Raw genomic sequence first — 5020 nt, 5'->3', positions numbered from 1 at the left:
GCTCTGCGACGCCCGCGGCGTGCTGATGGTCGTCGACGAGGTGCAGTCCGGGCTGGGCCGCACCGGCCGGACCTTCGCGTGCGACCACGAGGACGTGGTGCCGGACGTGTACGTGCTCGGCAAGGCGCTCGGCGGCGGCATCGTGCCGGTCTCCGCGGTCGCCGCCGACCGCGACGTGCTCGGCGTGTTCGGGCCGGGGTCGCACGGGTCGACGTTCGGCGGCAACCCGCTCGGCGCCGCGATCGGGCGCGAGGTGATCGCGATGCTGGCCACCGGGGAGCTGCAGGTCAACGCCGCCCGGCTCGGGATGGTGCTGGAGGGCGGCCTACGGGCGCTCGTCGGGCACGGGGTGCTGGAAGTGCGGTGCCGTGGACTGTGGGCCGGGGTCGACGTCGACCCGGCGTTGGCAACCGGACGTCAGCTCTGCGAGGCGCTGCTCACGAAGGGCGTGCTGGCCAAGGACACCCACGGGTCCACGATCCGGCTGGCGCCGCCGCTGGTGGCCGACGAGGAGGACATCGAGTTCCTGCTCGAGGCGTTCCGTGCGGCCCTCACGGACCTCAGCGCCTGACCAGCACGCCGGACAGCGCCGCGGACCAGAGAGCGCCGACCAGTGCGACGCCCCCGGCCACCAGGAACGCCGAGGGGACCCCGGCGCCCTGGGCGACCAGCCCCAGCAGGATCGGTCCGCCGCCCAGGCCGAGGTCCAGGGCGACGCTGACGGTGCCGGACGCCGCACCCCTCTCGGCGGGCGACGCGGTCGCGAAGACGGCGGAGAAGAACGCGGGGGTGCTGAAGGTGACCCCGAGCCCCATCAGCGCCGCGCCGACCACCGTGCCCGGCGTCGACGACCACAGCGCCATCACGACGAGCCCCAGAGCGATCATGGCCAACGCGGCGGCACCCAGCGGGAGCGCCGGCAGCCGGTCGGGCACCCGCGCAAAGACGATCCGGCAGACCACGACGACGACGCCGTACAGCGCGATCGGGACGCTCGAGGGGTGCAGTCCCACGGCGTCCGCGTGCAGCGACGCGAAGGCCAGGAAGCCACCCATTGCGACCACCGAGGCGAGGAAGCCCAGGGCGGGTGGGACCGCCTTCCAGTGCACGAGGGGAGCGGGCACGTCGGTCGCGGGGCGAGCGGCCCGGGTCTCGCCGATGCCGTGCACGAACGCGGCGGCCACGACCAGCAGTGCGGCGGCGCCGTACCAGGCGGCGGTGTACCCGAGCGAACGCACCAGGAGCTCGCCGAGCGGGGGGCCCAGGGCGAGGCCGAGGTAGAGGCCGAGCGAGTTGTAGCTGAGCGCCTCACCGATCCGGCTGGGCGGGGCCAGGTCCGCGAGCGCGGCGAACGAGGCGACGAAGAAGGCGGCCTCGGCGACGCCCAGGGCGAGGCGGAGCGTCACCACCATCGACAGCGTCTGCGCGTGGGCGGTAAGCAGCATCGCAGCGGCCGCGACCAGGGTGCCGCCGAGGAGCAGCGGCCGGCGGCCGCGGGTGTCGGAGAGGCGTCCGGCGAACGGCCTGAGGACGAGCGCGGTGACCGCGAAGGCGCCGAACGCGAGACCGGCACCGGCCTTGTCCGAACCGACCGGGCCGGTCACGTAGACCGGGAGCGTGTAGATCGCCACGCCCGCGGCGGTGAAGTAGCCCAGGTCGGCCAGCGCCAGCCTGAGGAAGGCCGGGGTGAGCAGCCGCTCCGGTGCGGCATCGGTGGCGGGAGGCTGTGCTGAGGTCGTCATGGCACCAACCTGGCCCGCGACCGTCCCGGTCACATGGGTAGACCTACCCAGGTTTGTCGAGCAGCCCGTGCTCCATCGCGAACAGGGCGGCGCCGGCGCGAGTAGAGGCGCCGATCTTGACGTACACGTCCTGGACGTGGTGCTCGGCGGTCCGCGCCGAGATGCCCAGCCGCTCGGCGATCTCCCGGTTGGACAGGCCGTGGGCGACGAGGCGGAGCACCTCGACCTGACGCTCGGTGAGGTCGCCCGGCCGCGGGCGCCGGGCCCCGGCGCCGAGGCCGGCGCCCGCCAGCACGGCGGCGACAGCGTCACCGTCGAGTCCGCCGTTCCTGGCGTCCTCCCGGAGCCGGCGGCCGGCCTCCGCGGGGGACAGCGCAGGCCGGTAGGGGCGGTCCTCGACCAGGCTGCGGAACCGGTCGGCGGCCGCGAGCACGCGGGACGGCATCGGGAGCTGCGCGCCGGTCAGGCCGCGGTGGTAGCCGCTGCCGTCGCAGCGCTCGTGGTGCTGCCCGACGAGCACGGCCAGGTCCGCCAGCGCCGGCACCCGGGCCAGGATCCGCTCGCTGTGGTAGGCGTGCAGCTGCGCCTGGTCGCGTTCGGCGGCGCTCAGCGGACCGGGCTTGTTCCAGATCCGCGACGGTACGCCGATCCGCCCGAGATCGTGCAGGTGGCCGGCCACCCTGACCGCCGCGACATGGTCCGCGAGGCCGACGCGCTGCACAGCGGACGCGGCGAGGTCGGCGACAGCGCCGGAGTGGCCCTGCAGCCAGGTGCTCTTCAGGTCGGCCAGGTTCCCGAAGGTGCGGGCGACCGGCTCGATCTGGTCGTCGGCGACGAGGTGGACCGGGTCCGGTTCAGCGTCGAGCAGCGCGGTGTAGGCGTCGATCTCGTCGAGGTCCCCGACCAGCTCGTCGGCGCGGTCGACGAAGACGTCGGCGATGGCCGGGTCGAGGTAGCTGCCGGCGCGTCGTCGTACCTGTGCAGTCGCCTCGGCGGTGCCGGCGTGCAGCGCGAACAGCACCCCGACGGACGCCACGTGCATGACCCGGGTGGCCAGCGGGATCGCGTCGCCCGCGACCGAGGGGTGACCCTTGCCGTCCCACATCGTCAGGCTGTGGAACAGGCCGGCCTGCACCGAGTCGGGCAGGCCCAGCAGGCGTGAGGCGTCGCGTGCGATCTCGCAGGTGGCTGCAGGTGCTTCCGTCCCCGCCTTCCTGCCCCTGGTCAGCATCGTGGCCGCGACCCGCGGACGCGACCAGCCCGTCGACCCGGCCAGGCCCCCGACGAACGTCCCCCACAGGTCCCGCGCGCGGGTGGCGTCGGTCAGGAACGCCAGCCGGACGAACGTGACGTCGTCGCCCCACAGCTCGGCGGTCTCGTGGGCGTACGCCGTGCAGCCGAGGTGCTGGAGGAGGGCGGTGTAGATAACGTCGCCGTTGTCGACCTGACGGGAGTCGAGGGCTTCGGCGAGCCGGGTCGCGACCACTGCCCGCTTGAGCGACTCCTCGAGCGGGGCGCCGGTGCCGAGGTCGGTGGCCAGCGAGAGCCCGCCGAGCAGGCCCAGCAGTCGGAACACCTCAACACGGTGGCACAGCGGCGCCGCACCCGCGAGGGCTCACGACGGGAGCGCGACGAGGCTGTGGTCGGGACCTGCCAGGACGACGGTGTCGTGGGCACGGCTGACCCGGTCCAGGGCCCGCCGCAGCCAGTCGACTTCGGCGGCGGTCGCCCGCTCCAGCCGCAGCCGACGCGCCCGCAGCGGCACCATCCGGAGCTCGACGAGCTCGTGGCTCCCGGCGTCCAGCGTGACGAGGTAGAGCAGCCGGAGCTCGGACCGATACTCGTCCCACCCGCCGATGCCCTCGTAGTCGTTCACCAGGTCTCCGCATCCGTAGAGGATCGGGCGCCCGCGGTAGATCTCGACGGGCCGGGGATGGTGCGAGGAGTGTCCGTGCACGACGTCGACGCCGCCGTCGACCAGGCGTCGCGCGAAGCGGCGGTAGCCGTGCGGAACCGGGTAACCCCAGTTGGAGCCGGCGTGCACCGAGACCACCGTGACGTCGCCGGGACACTGGTCAGCCTGCACCCGAGCCAGCACGCTGTCCGCGGCCCTGACCGAGAGCTCCGGCAGGAACGCGACCCCGCCGCGCTCCGCGGTCGCCGCCCACCCGGACGGGACCCCGCTGGACTCGGTGCCGACCGCCGACAGCACGACCCGTCCCGCGGCCACGCCCGCCACGGCCGCTGCCGTCGCGTCGTCGGCCGATCCGCCGGCACCCGCGTGGGTGAGTCCCGCGTCGTCCAGCGTGGCAAGGGTCTCGACGAGTCCGCGCCGGCCGAAGTCGAGCACGTGGTTGTTCGCGAGCACGCACACGTCGGGGCGGGCCGCGGTCAGGCAGGCCAGGTTGTCGGGACTCATCCGGTAGTGGACCGCCTTGCCCGCGGCGAAATCGTCGGACCTGGTGATGCTGGTCTCGAGGTTGAGGATGCGTGCGTCGGGCGCCAGCTCGTCGAGCACGGCCAGCGCGTCGCCCCACGGGTACACCGGGTCGACCGGCCACGGAACCGTGCCGTTCGCCGCCTCCGCGAGGGCGACGTACTCGCGGGCGTCGTGGACCGCTCGTTCACGCAGCTCGGGATCGCCGGGGCGGGGCAGGATCTGGTCGATCCCGCGGCCCAGCATCACGTCGCCGACGAGAAGGATCCTCAGTCGGGCGGCGTCCGAGCGCGCGTTCATGTCGGCGGGACGGCACCCGTCCCAGGCGTCACGCGGTCTCCGGGCACGGCTCCACGCTAACCCCAAGGACCGCCGGGTCCGCTGCGCCGTCACCGGCTCGGCTTCGCACTCGTCGTCCCGGCGCGGCCCTCCACCAGGTTTCGCACGAAACTTGGCATTCCCAAGATTTTGCTTTGTCGATGACCTAGCATCCGGGACATCAGGGGGATATCTCGGCTTGACCCGGTCCGACTGGACCCGGCGTCACCCACTTCATCCCGAACCACGAGGGCTGCTTTGGGCTGCCCGTGAGCAGAAGGAACGATATGCAGATCAAGAAGAACCTGGCCGTCGTTGCGGTGGCCGGCCTCATCTTCGCTGCGGCGGGCACCACGGGTGCCGTCGCTGGGGACCTGATCGGGTCCAACGACATCAAGGACGACAGCGTCCAGTCCAAGGACATCAAGAACGACACGATCAAGCAGCGCGACCTCTCCGAGGGTCTCAAGGACAAGGTCAACCGGACCGGCGCCCAGGGCCCGGCTGGGCCCCGCGGCCCACA

General features: G+C 73.2%; 5 protein-coding genes. 2 read left to right on the top strand and 3 right to left on the bottom strand.

Annotation, left to right across the window (positions count from 1 at the left end):
* The coding region (locus VFH10_RS06105) for an aspartate aminotransferase family protein (protein ID WP_325126984.1) at positions 1-571 on the top strand (571 nt) is incomplete at its 5' end.
* Here VFH10_RS06105 and VFH10_RS06100 read toward each other — a convergent pair.
* Genes VFH10_RS06100 through VFH10_RS06090 form a run of 3 tightly spaced genes read right to left on the bottom strand, consistent with a single transcriptional unit; the run spans position 561 to position 4479 of the window.
* Positions 561-1742 (bottom strand): MFS transporter, encoded by a 1182-nt coding sequence (locus VFH10_RS06100; protein WP_325126982.1) that lies wholly within the window; start codon positions 1740-1742, stop codon positions 561-563. The genes VFH10_RS06105 and VFH10_RS06100 overlap by 11 nt on opposite strands.
* A 43-nt stretch (positions 1743-1785) precedes the next feature.
* Positions 1786-3318: an HD domain-containing phosphohydrolase gene (locus tag VFH10_RS06095; RefSeq protein WP_325126980.1), complete on the bottom strand. Its 1533-nt coding sequence runs from the start codon at positions 3316-3318 to the stop codon at positions 1786-1788.
* Between the two features lie 39 nt (positions 3319-3357).
* A complete protein-coding gene (locus tag VFH10_RS06090; RefSeq protein WP_325126978.1) occupies positions 3358-4479 on the bottom strand; it encodes a CapA family protein in 1122 nt (373 codons plus the stop codon).
* Positions 4480-4784: 305 nt separating this feature from the next.
* Here VFH10_RS06090 and VFH10_RS06085 point away from each other — a divergent pair.
* Positions 4785-5020, top strand: a 236-nt coding sequence (locus VFH10_RS06085) for a hypothetical protein (protein ID WP_325126976.1), incomplete at its 3' end; no start/stop codon positions are given.

This window comes from Nocardioides sp., from assembly GCF_035697785.1.
GTDB lineage: Bacteria > Actinomycetota > Actinomycetes > Propionibacteriales > Nocardioidaceae > Nocardioides_B.
The sequence above is the reverse complement of the archived record's forward strand: the minus strand, read 5'-3'. Positions and strand labels throughout refer to the sequence as shown.

What these genes read in the sequence shown, in the direction of transcription:
- VFH10_RS06100 (WP_325126982.1), bottom strand. Translation starts at nt 1,742, where the DNA reads ATGACGACCTCAGCACAGCCTCCCGCCACCGATGCCGCACCGGAGCGG.
- VFH10_RS06090 (WP_325126978.1), bottom strand. Translation starts at nt 4,479, where the DNA reads ATGAACGCGCGCTCGGACGCCGCCCGACTGAGGATCCTTCTCGTCGGC.